This window comes from uncultured Helicobacter sp. (genome assembly GCF_947367035.1).
Lineage (GTDB): Bacteria > Campylobacterota > Campylobacteria > Campylobacterales > Helicobacteraceae > Helicobacter_D.
The window spans coordinates 1-13,956 of sequence record NZ_CANBCA010000036.1 but is presented as its reverse complement, the minus strand read 5'-3'; the positions used below and the strand labels follow the sequence as shown (position 1 = coordinate 13,956).

Here is a 13,956-nt window from a genome sequence, read left to right as displayed (position 1 = left end):
TAAGGGGGAATTATAGCAAATAATTGGAGGGGCAAGAGGTTAATTTAGGGGGATTATAGATTGTTTCGTCATTTCATTCCTCGCAATGACAGAAAGATTAGAGTTGTAAGGATAAAATTAAGAGCATTAAAATATTGTCAAATTTTCTAGCCAACGCACCTGAAAAATATCATTTGTAGTTTGTTTAGATAAAATCAATGCACTAAGACAATAGGAATTTTGAACACAATGTTTTTCTAAATAAATATTTAAAGTTTTAGTAAGCTTTTTTAATTTAGCTTGGTTTAGATTATACACAGGTTCAAACCCTACACCGCTTTTTACCTCAACAAAATGCAAGATTCCATCTTTTTTAGCAACAATATCTAACTCTCCAAAACGCGTATGAAAATTTCGCTCTAATACTGCAAAACCTTGTTCTATTAAAAATTTACACGCATAATCTTCTGCTTCTCTACCTCTTTGCGTGGTATTGTGTGCGTCTTTAGATTTTATAGAATCTTGGACTTTCTGAGATTCTTTAGAATTATCCTGCACTAAGGTGTTTTTGGGCATTTTTAATTTTTGAAATAATTTTAAGCTTTTCAATCGTAAAGAATCCATAAAGGAATCCAAAAGTTATTTTTCAATTCGTATCATCACAGGAATCTCCCGCACAATCTCTAAAGCACTAATTCGTTTTAAAGCAATTTTAATCTCTGCTTCTGTGCAAGTGTGTGTAGAAAGCAATAAAGTAGAGTATGCCTTATCCCTTGCTTTACGCTGCAAAAAAGTATCAATAGAGATTCCAACTTCCCCAAAAATTGTTGCGATTTTTGCCAACACACCCGGTTTATCAAGCACTAAAATACGCAAATAATATGCGCTAATGATTCTATCTAGTGGTTTTAAGCGTAATGTATTACTTGCGGTTTTAAACCCAAGCATAGGAGAGCTTTTCGTGCGGGCAATTTCAATAATATCTGAAATCACTGCGCTTGCCGTTGCATTCCCACCTGCACCTGCACCATAATAAAGCGTCTCTCCCACACAATCACCCACGACACTAATGGCATTCATTACACCATCTACTTTTCCAATTATCGCATCTTTAGGTAATAGTGTTGGATGCACACGCAATTCTATTTCGTCTTTATCTTTTCTGGCGATTCCAAGCAGTTTTAAGTTATAACCAAATTCTTTAGCAAAAGCAATATCTTCTTGCGTAATTTGCATAATACCTTCAATCAAAACATCTTCTGGTTTTGCATCAATTCCATACGCAATACTAGCCAAAATCAATAATTTATGCGCCGCATCAAAGCCACCCACATCAAAGGTTGGGTCAGCTTCAGCATAACCTAAATCCTGCGCTTCTTGCAAAACTTCTTTATATTCCACTCCTTGTTCTTTCATTTTGGTTAAAATAAAATTACAAGTGCCATTGATAATTCCACGAATGCTTAAAATATGATTCGCTCCCAATCCATCACGTAATGCTTTGATGATAGGGATTCCACCTGCAACACTTGCTTCAAAACCAATCGGCAAATCTCCTGCGATTTTTTGCAATTCATAACGATGATATGCAAGCATAGCTTTATTGGCTGTTACAAATGCCTTGGAATTACGTAAAGCCTTTTTGGCAATCTCAAAAGGCGCATCTATGCCACCTGTTAATTCCACAATAATATCAATCTCGGGGTCATTTAAGAGAGAATCCACATCATTTGTAATAGGAAAATCAAAGACTTGGCGACTTTTGGATAAATCTTTGACGACACCTTGTTTAATGCGAATCGCATAACCTGCACGTGCAGCAATTAATGTTTGATTATCTTTTAGGATTTTCGCGACACTGCTACCCACTGTGCCTAACCCAATAATCCCTAATGTAAGCTGTTTCATTCCTACCTTTCACGCAATATTAAAGCAAAATTATAGCATCTTAAGGTAAAAGGCAATTAAAGATAAAGTTGGCGTAGAATCTATAAACTCAAATTCTTTTTAAGATTCCACAAAAGTTCATTTAAAAAATCACTTTGCACTTGTCCTGCTTGCTGTTCTTGTAGTTTCTGTTGCAAAGCCTTATCTTCTAACTCTAAATATTGATTAAGCGCGTCACTCCAACCCAAATTAGAACTTCCACTATTAGAAATCCCGTAATTAAAGGTATTATTCTGCTGTTGCAAATTTTCTATGAGTGCTTTTTTACCCTCATCCTCATTATAGCTTGTAGGATTATTTTTTATACCCAACTGATGATTTAAGATGTTTTGAGAATTATAATAAGACCCAGCAGAATTATATTTACTCAATAAATTATGCGAAGGGTATTTTAGTTGTGGTGTCGTTGTAGGGCTACCTGTTTTAATCGTGTTTTTTATTGGAGTATTTACATTAGGCTTACTTGGTGTGCTTGGAGTAGCCTGTGGATAACGAACTTGATAAGCTTGAGTATTAATCTTAAATGCCATACAATCTCTCCTTTTTAATCTTTGTAATTATAGCAAAACTTGAATAAGAATGGGGGCAAAAATTACCTAATCAAAAATTAAAAAATAAAAGTTTCACATAAAATTTATGTTACAATGCGTTTTTTAGAGATTTTTATAAGGATTTTTTGTGATTTTAAGCCACGAGATACCGCAGGGTTGCAAACTCTATTTTGGTAAAAATGCTAGAATCAAGAGAGAGCTAGAAAATCTTGCAAGCACCATCTTATATCAAAATGGTTATGAAGAAATTGTAACACCAACCTTTGCTTATTTAGAACATCAAAGAGACACGCATAGCCGTGAAGTTGTGCGCACTAATAATCAATTCAATCATCAAATTGCGCTTCGTAACGACTCAACTATTGATACGATTCGCCTTCTTGCACCGCATTTGCGCGAAACTACTCTTAGTAAGCGTTGGTTTTATATTCAACCTATTTTTATTTACCCTACAACTGAAGTGCATCAAATTGGTGTAGAAAACTTAGAAAATTGTGATATTTTTCCTTTTCTTGAAATGTCTCTACAACTTTTAAATGGAATCACAAATCCTAAAAAATCATCAAATATGCATAAAATGGAGGCTTTTTTACAATTATCAAATGTTAAGATTCCACAAATTTGTGCGGAAAAGTTTGGGATTCCATTAGAAGTTTTTGAAAAAATTGATGTTGGAGCAATAGAATCTGCAAATCCTTTAATGGCTAAGCTTCTACACATTTGTAACAAAGAATCCTTAAAAGAAATTTTACAAGATTCTAAACATAATTTGCCCAATGTTCTAAAAGAAGAGTTGGAGAAACTCTATCATTTAGCATTAAATATTCATTATGCTCATTGTATTGTTTCCCCGCTTTATTATGCGCCAATGAGTTATTATAATGGTTTATTTTTTAGATTTTTTGCTAACAATATAACACTAATTTTAGGTGGAGAATATGAGATTCTAGGACAAAATGCGTGTGGATTTGGAATCTATACAGATAATTTAATACAATTTATTAAGGAGTAGTTGTGAGTAAAGCAGATTTAATTGTTGGGATTCAATGGGGTGATGAGGGCAAAGGAAAAATGGTAGATTTACTTGCTTGTAATTATGACTATGTTGTGCGCTATCAAGGTGGGCATAACGCAGGACATACAATAGTAGTAGAAGGCAAAAAATATGCCTTGCATTTAATTCCATCTGGAATTTTATATCCTCAATGTAAAAATATCATTGGTAATGGTGTGGTGATTAGCCCAAAGGCACTTATTGAAGAAATGCAACAATTTAAAGAAATGTATGGTGATTTACAAGGGAGATTATTTATCAGCACCAAAGCACACTTACTTTTACCCTATCACGAAATCCTAGATAGACAAAGTGAAGAACAAGCTAAACAAGCAATTGGAACAACCTGTAAAGGAATTGGTCCAACTTATACTGATAAGGTTTCACGCAAAGGTATTCGCGCAGAAGAACTCAAAGACACCGAAACATTAGCTAAAAAAATCATAGAAAAACTAGGAGAAATTGGGAAAAAAGAAACAAAGATAGAAATTCCAACTTTAGAAAATTTAAAAAGTGAGCTAGATACCTATGCAGCAACGCTTTTACCACTTTTAGCCAACACTACAAGTATGCTTTGGCGGGCAATGGATAAAGGAGAAAAAATTTTATGTGAGGGTGCGCAAGGAAGTATGCTGGATATTGACTTTGGAACTTATCCTTTTGTAACAAGCTCTACTACAATTTCTGCTGGGGCGTGTAGCGGAACAGGAATTGCTCCACGCGAACTAGGAGAAGTCATTGGTATCATTAAAGCCTACTGCACACGCGTTGGAAATGGTCCTTTTCCGACAGAAGAAACGGGTGTTATTGGTGAAAATTTACGAAACAAGGGGGGTGAATTTGGCGTAACAACCGGACGTGCTAGACGCTGTGGTTGGCTAGATGCTATGGCTGTAAAATATGCTTGTCGCCTCAATGGCGCAAGTGCGTTGGCACTGATGAAACTAGATGTATTAGATGGCTTTGACCAAATCAAAGTGTGTGTAGCCTACGAAAACGAAGATGGTATGCGCTTAGAGGAATTTCCAAGCGATTTAACAAATATCAAACCTATTTACAAAACTTTTCAAGGTTGGGGTAAAACGGCGCGTATAAAAGAGTTTGATAAACTACCACAAAATGCACAAGATTATATTTTAGCGTTAGAAAAATTCGTTGGTGTAAAAATTTCAATGATTTCTACAAGTCCAGATAGAAAAGATACGATTTTTAGATAGAATCTCAAAGAATCGGAATGATAAATGAAAACAAAATTTACTCAACTTGTTTTATTGCACAAAAAGAAAGTTAATGAAATTGAAATGATGTTACAAAAAAATGCACAAACTATTCGTAGCAAACAAAGTGAAATTGATGTGCTTGTGCAAGAATTTGCAACACTTCAAGAGCCTAAAAGTGGAATTTATCAGGATTTTTTAACCTTTGCATATCATAAAGAGGAATTTCGTCAAACGATTGACTTTAAAGTTCAAGAACTAGCGCAACTAAAACATCAAAAACAAAAATTACAAGAGGATTTTAAACTGCAAAATATTGAATTTGAAAAAGCAAAATATTTAGAGGGTTTGGAAATAAAAAAAATGGTAGAAAAAGCAAAAAAACAAGAAATGAGAGATTTGGATGAAATCTCTGTAATGCTCTATGCAAATCATAAGGAACAACAATGAAGCAATGGATTTTATATTGGGTGCTTGGGATTTTATCTGTATGGGCAGCTGAAAATCAGCGTGAAGTGATTGATTGCAATATTATTTTTGAACAACGTAAAGCAGAAATTATTAAAGAAATAGAAAGGATTGATGAACAACAACAAGCTTTGCAAGCTTTACAAAATGCGACCCAAAATGTTTTAGACCAAAAAGAAGCGGATTTAAAAAAACGTGAAATTGCATTAAACAATATACAAAAGGAAATAGAAGAGAGAGAAGCAAAAATCACTCGTCTATTAAAACGTAATGAGGAAATATTAAAACAAATCAGAGGAGCAACACAAAGTAAAGTGGGTGAAACTTATGCGGGTATGAAAGATTCTAAATCTGCTGCAATTTTAGAAACTTTGCCAGATGCTGAGGCAGCAGGGATCTTATTTGCCCTTGACACAAAAGTAATGAGCAAAATTTTATCTAAAATGACTCCGCAAAAAGCTGCCACACTTACACAATTATTACAAAAAGGACCTCCTTTTGAAGAAGAAAAAGAATCCCCACAGCCAAAAACTATAAATCCTCAAAACAAAGAAGATAGCGAGGGAAATGCAATCTAAAAATTAATTCCAAATTATGTGCTATAATTAAAACTTAAATCAACACAAAGGAAAACAAATGAAAAGGCTTATAACAAGTATGCTTGGAATCGGGTTAATTACAAATATAGCGTTTTCTGCGGATATATACAATCCAAAGGACGAAAAAACTCACTTAGTCATTCCAATGGAAGCATTAAGCCAAGAAGGTAACAAAAATGTAGGTGAAGTTATTGCAGTAGAAACAAAATATGGCATAGCATTCTATCCAAATCTAAAAGGCATTGCAAGTGGTTTGCATGGATTTCATATCCACGAAAATCCAGATTGTGGTGCGACAGAAAAAGGCTTAGGAATGAAAGCTGGCGGGCATTGGGATAAATACAAAACAAACGCACACTCTTACCCGTGGAGTGATAAAGGGCATATTGGGGATTTACCCGCACTTTATGTTGATGAAAAAGGTGTAGCAAACAATCCCGTTTTATCTCCCAAAATCAAAAGTTTAGCGGAATTAAAAAATCATTCTTTAATGATTCACGTAGGTGGTGATAACCATCACGATACTCCAGCGGTGCTTGGTGGCGGGGGCGCTAGAATGGTTTGTGGCGTGATTAAATAATCAACATGCTAGAATCAAACTTGATTCTAGCGAAACTAAGCCTTAAGATTTAAAATCAAACTTTGAGAAGAATAAATCTGCTCTACAAAATGATTAATCACTTGATTAAAAGATTCTTGTTCATTCCTAGAATCCTCTCTTTTTATCCTTTCCAACTCACTAGCAAAATACTTCTTTAAAGCCTTTTGTTCCTTGATTGTTAGGGATTCTATCTTGCCATTTTGCCTTAGTTTATAGAGAAGTTGCATTGCCTCTTCTTTTGAAATTTCATCTTTATTTTTTTCTAATTTTTGGATTAATTTTTCTATATCTATTTTATCATCTTTATCATCTCTGCGATAGTTTGATAGAGCTTTGGTTACCAAAATGTTCCACTAAACTTACTACACCATCAAGATTCTTATCTTTTGAGATAATGGAATCTAGCATTTCATCTATACTTTCATATTTTAAGTTATTACTATTGAGATATTTATCTACTTTGAAATCATAAACGACAGAATTGTTATTCTCTGTTCTAAAAGACAGATAAATATCACTCCTAATTTGTGATTTCTCATCATCAGAAAATTTCCCATTATTATCTTTATCAGCTTTCAACGCACCCATATTATAAGCAATTTCTCCAAACCACCCACCAATATATGCTTCCGCTTGACCATTTAAGCGAATCTCACCATTTTTGCGTAAATAAAAATCACTAGAATCAAACTTATCTTTTAATCTCTGTAAATTTTCCTTTGATAAAGAAACACTAAATCTCTCTCCACTCACTACATCTTCAAAGATGACAACCTTATTTGAAAAGCTTTTTTGGGCGTTTTTTAAAGCACTTTTACTTTTATCTTCTTAATTCTGCTCTTGTGCTTCCTCCTCTGCTAACGCCCTCTGGTTGCGAACTTTCACAGAAACAGGGAGCTAAAAGCCACTGTGTCAGAAGCACCGTAAATCCACATTATTATTCCTTAGAAGCAAACAGGTGTTCCAAATCTAGTGCTACCACACTTGCTTTTCAAGCCATTTTGATAATCTCTCCAATGTTTTGAAAGAATCCTGCTATTATTCGTTTCAAAACTATTTCTAAAATATCCACCTTTTACATCACGCATTTCCTCATCACTTAGCACTCTTACTCTCTCTGATTGCCATTCAATTCACCATTTGGTTATAAGAGCAATTAAATCTATTTCCTGCGCATTAACGAAGCTAAAAATAAGAATCCTACTAAAATCTTTTTCATATTTTTCTCCTTTGAAATTATGATTTATCTTAATAAAACTTAGAAAACTTTTGAATCTCTTAAAAGCAAATCCTTATTTAGGGTGATTTTTTGATGAAACCTACTTCGAGTAACATTCTATTCATTGAAGTCTTAAATATTGGAGAAATGAGAATTTTTACGATGGCAGAGAGGAAGGGATTCGAACCCTCGAAAGCTTGCACTTTACACGCGTTCCAGGCGTGCTCCTTCAACCACTCGGACACCTCTCTATAAAATAAAAGTAAAGTTTAGTTTGAATCCCAAAAGGGATTCTTTTCTTAATTTGCTTATTTTGCAGTTGCCATTTTACGTCTTAGATAAGCAATTTTGCTTTGTAATGGCAAGTTTTTGGGGCAAACATCGTGGCAAGCAAGTAAGCTCATACAACCAAATACCCCATTATCATCGCCTACTAGCTCATAGAAATCCGCATCTGTGCGCTCATCGTGGGGATCAAGCATAAATCTAACCACACGATTGAATCCTGCAGCACCTACGAAATCTTCACGCATAAGCTTTGTTCCACAAGATGCGATACAGCAACCGCATTCAATGCATCTGTCAAGCTCAAATACTTCTGCGGCAACTTCTGGCTCAACTCTTGTTTCAATTTGTCGCATATGTTCTTCACTTTTCTCTTGAGCGTGAATCCAGCTTTCTACGCGTTTGCTCATACCATTAAACCAATTCCCTGTATCCACCGACAAATCTTTAATTAATTTAAAAGCAGGTAATGGCATAAGAGTAATAACACCATCAGGAAAATCTTTTGTCAAAGTGCGACAAGCAAGACGAGGACGCCCATTAATCATCATTCCACAACTTCCACAAATCCCCGCGCGACATACGAAGTCAAAGCTCAAGTCTGGGTCATATTGCTCACGAATCATATTTAATACAATAAAAACCGTCATAGAATGTGCTTCTTTGAGCTTATATTCTGCAAAATGAGGCTTAGACACTGCACTGTTTGGATTAAACTTCAACACTCTAATTGTTAATTCTCTATTACTGCTTTGAACTGCTCCACTCATTGTTTATCTCCTATTCTCTCATTACGTGCTTTGTAACGTGGTTGTAAATCAAATGGCATTAAAGCTTCTTGGATTTCGTAGCGGTCTTTTCCTTGTGCTTCCATATCCGAACGAACTTTATCAATTTGTTCTTGACGTCTTAAACTTTCTGGATTTTCAATAATCATACCTTTCGCACCATATCCACGGAATCCCGGAGCCATTTCCATCGTAGCAATATCTAGTGGCTCATAAGTAATCGTTGGCATTGTTTGATTTGGGTCCTCCCAGCTTGTTAAAGTGCGTTTTAACCAATTTTGGTCATCACGTTTAGGATAATCCTCACGACTATGCGCTCCACGAGATTCCGTGCGGTCTAACGCACCTTTTGCAACACATAGAGCAATCTTTAACATTTTTGGCACACGATAAGCTTCCTCTAATTCAGGGTTTGCTGAAAGTCGCTTTGTTTTAATACCAATGTTTTTACTGCGGATATAAAGCTGCTCTAACTCGCTTACAGCAGAGGATAAATGGTCTCCATCTCTAAAAATTCCTACTTTATCGCCCATAATTTGTTTCATACTATTTTTGATTTCAAATACATTTTCTGTGCCTGTATTTGCCAAAATGCTATCCAAATAATCTTGTTGGACTTTAATAAAATCCTCAACAAGTTTGGTTTCAATATCCGCATAAGCGTTTGCACAAGCTTCTGCAAAATAATCTCCAATAATCATACCACTGACCACCGCTTCACTCACAGAGTTTCCACCTAAGCGGTTAAATCCGTGCAAATCCCAACACGCTGCTTCACCCGCAGAGAATAATCCAGCTAATGCAGTTTCGCCCTTTGCATTTGTTCGGATTCCACCCATACAATAGTGTTGCATTGGCTTAACAGGTGCCCATTTATCCGCAGGGTCAATTCCAGCAAATACTTGACAAATTTCTTGCACATCACGCAAATTTGTTTCAATATGCTTACGTCCCAAAATTGAAATATCAAGCCATAAGTGTTCGCCATAAGGAGAGCTTACACCTTTTCCTTCACGGATTCTTTGGAGCATTCTACGCGCAACAACATCACGACTTGCAAGTTCTTTTTTCTCTGGTTCATAATCTGGCATAAAGCGATAACCATCTACATCACGCAAGACTCCACCATCTCCACGACAACCTTCTGTTAAAAGAATACCACTTGGGAAAAGCCCTGTTGGGTGAAATTGCACTGCTTCCATATTGCCCAATTTTGCAATTCCTGTTTCAAGGGCTAATGCTGTCCCTGTTCCCTCACAAATTACCGCATTGGTTGTGTCCTTATAAATTCTTCCATAGCCCCCTGTTGCGATTAAAGTTCCCCTAGCAACATAGCCAATTAATTCACCTGTAATTAGGTCGCGCACAACCGCACCATAACAACGTTTATTTTTATGAATCAAAGCAATTGCTTCTTTCCTATCGTGAATAATTACACCACGTTTTAAAGCTTCATTTGCCACAGCAAATAGCATTGAATGTCCTGTCGCATCTGCTGTATAACAAGTTCTCCATTTTTTAGTTCCACCAAAGTCACGAGAATGAATTAATCCGTGCCTAAACTCCTCTTCAGTGATGGTGGTTTTTTGTGCATTAATAATAGCTGTTCTATCGCCTCTTTTAATTCTTGTCCAAGGCACTCCCCAAGCTGCGAGCTGACGAATTGCCTTAGGCGCTGTGGTAACAAACATTCTAGCTACTTTTTGGTCGCAACCCCAATCACTTCCTTTTACGGTATCTGCAAAGTGCAAATCCTCATTATCACCATCACTCATTTTGGAGTTGCCAAGACTTGCTTGCATACCCCCTTGTGCTGCGGCAGAGTGGCTTCTTTTAACGGGAATCAAACTCAAAACAATTGTATCAAGCCCTCTCTCCTTACAGGCAACTGCTGAACGAAGTCCTGCCAAACCTCCACCAATCACTAATGAATCGCAATATACTATTTTCATTTATCTCTCCTTTATAGACTTTTGCCTAAGGCAATCCAAGTGAAGTCCGCGATAAATGCAATAACACCCAAAACAATAAATACTGCAAATACAGCAACTTTAACATTCTTGCGTTTTACATTGCTTTGTGCAGTGGTTGGTGCTTCAAGCGGAACCCATTTAATGATGACACGATACAACCCAATACTTGCATGCAACACCATAATAACAAGCAAAACAAGATAAAATTCTGCCAAGTTACCCGCTACAAATCTTGAAGCAGAAGTGATTGCATTAATACTTGTAGAATTAAAAAGAATGGTTATTAAATGCGCACCACCTAAGAAAAACAATGCAAATCCTGTTAGGAATTGTATCCACCAAAGTGTTGTATCACAATGTTTCATCAAAGATTTATGTGTTTTAAAAATCATAAATTGTTGGAAATTAGCAGGGAACTTCCTCATTGCTAAAAACGCGTGAGCTACAAAAACAACACTAATAACAATCACAACCAAAGTTGTTAAAAGTGGAATCCCTTTCCCACCAAAAATAAATGAACCTTCGCTAAAGCCAACAACTGCTTCAAATGCCTCTGGTCCAAATAAAATAGAAGATGTAAAACACATATGAAACAAAATAAAAATTGCTAAAATAGCTCCTGTAATACTTTGTAACATATCCCAACGCGCAGGATTTTTTCTTTTTTTGCGCTCTGAAGTTACCTTTAAATAACTCTCAATCACTACTTCATCATTTTGCATAAAAACCCTCCTAAAGTAGATTACCAGTGCCTACGCACAACGCCATTAAACTTAAAATCGTGCAATTATAAAATATTTTAGATAAAATTATATTAAATATTTTTAAGAACTTTTTTATTAAAACTTTAAGAAAACTTAAGTATTATCGCACTTTTTATATAATGAAATTTTTATTTTTAAGGAAAAATTATGTTCCCTTTTAATGATGAAGAGCTTTTAAAACCAGTAGAATTAAGCATTAATAAAGTGCGCCCATTATTAATCAAAGATGGTGGCAATGTAACTTTACTAAAAATTGAAAATGGTAAAGTTTTTGTGCGTTTAGAGGGTGCTTGTAAAGGTTGCCCAAGTAGTGCGCAAACCTTAAAGTTTGGTATTGAACGCACACTCAAAAATGATATTCACCCAGACATTGAACTTATCAATGTGCCATAAATACGAGTTCAAGGTTAAAAATGACAAAAGATTTTGCATACTTTAAAAGAAAGGTTAAACTCGCTTTTAATAAGCGCCAATACTTGCGCACTTTAGAGATTCTATCTTATGCGCATATTTTATTGGAGAATTTAAACGAGAAAGAAGCCTTGTATTTCAATATGCTTGGCACACTTGCAGATATGGCATCAGAATACGAAGATGAAGCGCGAGCTTTGTTTGAATATTACCAAGTCATTCATAACAACAAAAACAATCAAGAAGCAGAGAAAATTATACTAGAAATGATTGAAAATTTTGATAGAAATCTTTATACACTTAACCTTGCAATTTGGAGCTTACAAGAAGCAGAGATTGATAGAAATGACGGAATCTTGTATGAAGATTTTGAGATTCACTCCGCAAGAGTTGGCTTCAAAGAAGCATTTGAAGATTTAATGTTTAGTTCTAAAATCATTTTTACTAACAAAAATGAATTTTTATTTTTTGTACGTAATTTAGTAAAATTTGGCTTTGAAGATATTGCTATCAATTATTTTGAAAATGCGGGGAATTTATTGTTTTATGACAAAGCCTTTATGCGTCTTTATCAAAAAATTCTACAAAATAAAAAAGTGTAAAATTACAGATTCAAAGGAACTTCGTGCGAGTAGCCATTCATTCTAATTACAATTCCGCTTTGCGCTTCATCAGTGATGATTCAAGAGAATGCTTAAAAAGTGATGATTGCACACAGAATCCTCAAATAGAAGATTGTAATCCCAAAAATTGCGCATTTTTAATCACACAAGGTAATCAAAACTATAGAGAAGCTGCAAAAAAAAATGGATTTGAAATTTTTATTACTCCAAAAGATTTAATAAATTATTTTGATTTAAACTTAAAACTTATTGGTATCACAGGCACAAATGGCAAAACTACCACTGCAGCAATGATTTATTCTATCTTACTTGATTTTGGATTCTCTGTTGCCATGCTTGGGACACGAGGCTTTTTTGTTAATGGAATCCAAAAACGACCCAAAGGATTAACAACCCCTAGTTTGCTAGAAATCTATAGCGCAATCAATGAAGCAAGGCAGGAAAATTGCGTTTATTTTGTAATGGAAGTTAGCTCCCACGCTATCGTGCAAAATCGCATTGAAGGTTTGGAGTTTGCTTTGAGGATTTTAACCAATATCACAAGCGACCATTTAGACTATCATAAAACTTTAGAAAATTACATCGCAGTAAAAAACTCCTTTTTTTCCAATCCAATAGATTTAAAGCTTATCAACAAAGATGAACCGAACGCGCATTATGCGACACAAAAAACCATCACTTATGGCATAGAATCTCCCGCAACTTTAAACGCTAAAGCTTATAGCTTAAAAGATGAAATCACTGCACAAATTGCCTATGGCAAAGAGGAAGCAAACTTGGAGTGCGCACTTTTTGGCAAACACAATCTTTATAATACACTCGCAGCAATCGGGGCGGTAAAACTACTAGAAAACGCTCCCTTAAACCAGATTTGTGCGAAACTAGAAAACTTCGGCGGTGTGCTAGGAAGAATGCAAGTTGTGCATCAACAACCTTTAATTATCATAGATTTCGCACATACAGAAGATGGAATGGAAAAAATCTTTCAATCCTTTTTACATAGAAAAATTGCTGTTGTTTTTGGTGCAGGGGGCGACCGTGATAAAACTAAACGACCCAAAATGGGATTGTGTGCTGCTAAATATGCACAAAAACTCTATATTACGAGCGATAACCCGCGCAGTGAGATTCCAAGCACGATTATGCAAGAGATTCTAAAAGGAATCCCGCAATATCTAAGGAATCATCGTGAAATCTGTTTGGAAGAAAATCGCGCTAAAGCTATTGAAATAGCCATTAAAAACCTTAAAAATGATGAAATCTTATTAATTTTGGGTAAAGGTGATGAAACTTATCAAATCATTGGCGAAGAAACTCTACATTTTGATGATTGTGAAGAAGTGCAAAAGGCTTTAAAGGCTCTTAAATAGTTTTACAACCTCCTCTACTCCTTTGGATTGCAAATTCCTTGCAAAAACTAAGAACAAAACTATCCATAATAAATATCTAGTTGATAAAATAATAGATTCACACGAAG

Annotated in this window: 17 protein-coding genes and 1 tRNA gene; 8 read left to right on the top strand and 10 right to left on the bottom strand. The window is 35.3% G+C overall.

Annotated features, from left to right (window positions below):
• Window positions 1–126 precede the first annotated feature (126 nt).
• The 3 genes from Q0Y61_RS08935 to Q0Y61_RS08925 all read right to left on the bottom strand — a co-directional run bounded on the left by Q0Y61_RS08935 (window position 127) and on the right by Q0Y61_RS08925 (window position 2,456).
• Window positions 127–603: a YraN family protein gene (locus Q0Y61_RS08935; RefSeq protein ID WP_297814262.1), complete on the bottom strand. Its 477-nt coding sequence runs from the start codon at window positions 601–603 to the stop codon at window positions 127–129.
• Between the two features lie 15 nt (window positions 604–618).
• Entirely contained in the window at window positions 619–1,887 is a 1,269-nt protein-coding gene (locus tag Q0Y61_RS08930; RefSeq protein WP_297814261.1) for a homoserine dehydrogenase, read from the bottom strand.
• Between the two features lie 80 nt (window positions 1,888–1,967).
• Complete coding sequence (locus tag Q0Y61_RS08925) at window positions 1,968–2,456, bottom strand: hypothetical protein (protein WP_297814260.1); 489 nt, start codon at window positions 2,454–2,456, stop codon at window positions 1,968–1,970.
• 148 nt (window positions 2,457–2,604) lie between these two features.
• Between Q0Y61_RS08925 and Q0Y61_RS08920 the strand changes: the two genes are divergently transcribed.
• From Q0Y61_RS08920 to Q0Y61_RS08900, 5 genes are read left to right on the top strand one after another with little or no spacing between them, the layout of a single operon-like run.
• Window positions 2,605–3,489, top strand: a complete 885-nt coding sequence (locus Q0Y61_RS08920) for an ATP phosphoribosyltransferase regulatory subunit (RefSeq protein WP_297814259.1) — start codon at window positions 2,605–2,607, stop codon at window positions 3,487–3,489.
• A gap of 2 nt (window positions 3,490–3,491) precedes the next feature.
• Window positions 3,492–4,748, top strand: a complete 1,257-nt coding sequence (locus Q0Y61_RS08915; RefSeq protein ID WP_297814258.1) for an adenylosuccinate synthase — start codon at window positions 3,492–3,494, stop codon at window positions 4,746–4,748.
• Window positions 4,749–4,772: 24 nt separating this feature from the next.
• On the top strand, window positions 4,773–5,198 hold the full coding sequence (locus Q0Y61_RS08910; RefSeq protein WP_297814257.1) for a flagellar export protein FliJ: 426 nt from the start codon (window positions 4,773–4,775) through the stop codon (window positions 5,196–5,198).
• Window positions 5,195–5,794, top strand: coding sequence for a MotE family protein (locus Q0Y61_RS08905; protein WP_297814256.1), 600 nt, complete (start codon window positions 5,195–5,197; stop codon window positions 5,792–5,794). The genes Q0Y61_RS08910 and Q0Y61_RS08905 overlap by 4 nt, the downstream gene beginning before the upstream one ends.
• Before the next feature lie 58 nt (window positions 5,795–5,852).
• Window positions 5,853–6,395 (top strand): superoxide dismutase family protein, encoded by a 543-nt coding sequence (locus Q0Y61_RS08900; RefSeq protein ID WP_297814255.1) that lies wholly within the window; start codon window positions 5,853–5,855, stop codon window positions 6,393–6,395.
• A gap of 35 nt (window positions 6,396–6,430) precedes the next feature.
• Here the strand turns inward: Q0Y61_RS08900 and Q0Y61_RS08895 are convergent, their stop codons facing one another.
• From Q0Y61_RS08895 to Q0Y61_RS08865, 7 genes are all read right to left on the bottom strand, one after another.
• On the bottom strand, window positions 6,431–6,760 hold the full coding sequence (locus Q0Y61_RS08895) for a hypothetical protein (RefSeq protein ID WP_297814254.1): 330 nt from the start codon (window positions 6,758–6,760) through the stop codon (window positions 6,431–6,433).
• Window positions 6,723–7,169, bottom strand: coding sequence for a hypothetical protein (locus Q0Y61_RS08890; RefSeq protein WP_297814253.1), 447 nt, complete (start codon window positions 7,167–7,169; stop codon window positions 6,723–6,725). Before Q0Y61_RS08890 ends, Q0Y61_RS08895 begins: the two co-directional genes overlap by 38 nt.
• A 191-nt stretch (window positions 7,170–7,360) precedes the next feature.
• On the bottom strand, window positions 7,361–7,522 hold the full coding sequence (locus Q0Y61_RS08885) for a hypothetical protein (RefSeq protein ID WP_297814252.1): 162 nt from the start codon (window positions 7,520–7,522) through the stop codon (window positions 7,361–7,363).
• Between the two features lie 276 nt (window positions 7,523–7,798).
• Window positions 7,799–7,886: transfer RNA gene (locus Q0Y61_RS08880), tRNA-Ser, on the bottom strand.
• Between the two features lie 57 nt (window positions 7,887–7,943).
• Complete coding sequence (locus Q0Y61_RS08875) at window positions 7,944–8,690, bottom strand: fumarate reductase iron-sulfur subunit (protein WP_290880316.1); 747 nt, start codon at window positions 8,688–8,690, stop codon at window positions 7,944–7,946.
• Window positions 8,687–10,660 carry a fumarate reductase flavoprotein subunit gene (locus tag Q0Y61_RS08870; RefSeq protein WP_297814251.1) on the bottom strand — a complete coding sequence of 658 codons (1,974 nt, stop codon included), beginning with the start codon at window positions 10,658–10,660 and terminating at the stop codon, window positions 8,687–8,689. The genes Q0Y61_RS08875 and Q0Y61_RS08870 overlap by 4 nt, the downstream gene beginning before the upstream one ends.
• An 11-nt stretch (window positions 10,661–10,671) precedes the next feature.
• Complete coding sequence (locus Q0Y61_RS08865; protein ID WP_297814250.1) at window positions 10,672–11,403, bottom strand: fumarate reductase cytochrome b subunit; 732 nt, start codon at window positions 11,401–11,403, stop codon at window positions 10,672–10,674.
• A 189-nt stretch (window positions 11,404–11,592) separates the two neighbouring features.
• On the opposite strand from Q0Y61_RS08865, the gene Q0Y61_RS08860 reads away from it, so the two are divergent.
• Genes Q0Y61_RS08860 through Q0Y61_RS08850 form a run of 3 tightly spaced genes read left to right on the top strand, consistent with a single transcriptional unit; the run spans window position 11,593 to window position 13,849 of the window.
• The gene (locus Q0Y61_RS08860) at window positions 11,593–11,838 is read left to right on the top strand and encodes a NifU family protein (protein WP_297814249.1); all 246 of its coding nucleotides are present in this window, start codon (window positions 11,593–11,595) and stop codon (window positions 11,836–11,838) included.
• A gap of 20 nt (window positions 11,839–11,858) precedes the next feature.
• Window positions 11,859–12,458, top strand: coding sequence for a hypothetical protein (locus Q0Y61_RS08855; RefSeq protein WP_297814248.1), 600 nt, complete (start codon window positions 11,859–11,861; stop codon window positions 12,456–12,458).
• A gap of 23 nt (window positions 12,459–12,481) precedes the next feature.
• Entirely contained in the window at window positions 12,482–13,849 is a 1,368-nt protein-coding gene (locus Q0Y61_RS08850; RefSeq protein ID WP_297814247.1) for a UDP-N-acetylmuramoyl-L-alanyl-D-glutamate--2,6-diaminopimelate ligase, read from the top strand.
• The last annotated feature ends 107 nt before the right edge of the window (window positions 13,850–13,956 follow it).